Annotated in this window: 1 protein-coding gene; it reads left to right on the top strand. The window is 60.3% G+C overall.

Annotation, left to right across the window (positions count from 1 at the left end; genetic code table 11):
• Positions 1-237 (top strand): tripartite tricarboxylate transporter TctB family protein (locus R0J88_RS23430; protein ID WP_410901380.1); only part of this gene is annotated, 237 nt, incomplete at both ends.

The raw sequence follows: 237 nt of genomic DNA, 5'->3' as shown, positions 1-237 counted from the left end.
AGAACCTGCCGCGCCAGGAATATGGGGCCGGTACCTTTCCCACCGTTATCGGCGCACTGCTGATACTGTTCGGGGCCATCCTGCTCGTCCGTGGGCTGCACAATCGTGAAGTCTGGTTTGCCTGGCAGCACCCCGTGCCGCTGATCACCTTCATTCTGACGCTGGTGGCCATCTGTGCCTCCATCATCGCCTACATCTATCTCACCCCGGTGGTAGGCTTCCCCGTGGTGTCCTTTG

The sequence above is a fragment of the Pseudoalteromonas sp. SIMBA_162 genome, assembly GCF_046535955.1.
In the GTDB taxonomy this organism is placed as follows: Bacteria; Pseudomonadota; Gammaproteobacteria; order Enterobacterales; family Alteromonadaceae; genus Pseudoalteromonas; species Pseudoalteromonas marina.
Note: the sequence above shows the minus strand (reverse complement) of the source record. Positions and strands in the feature narration are given on the sequence as shown.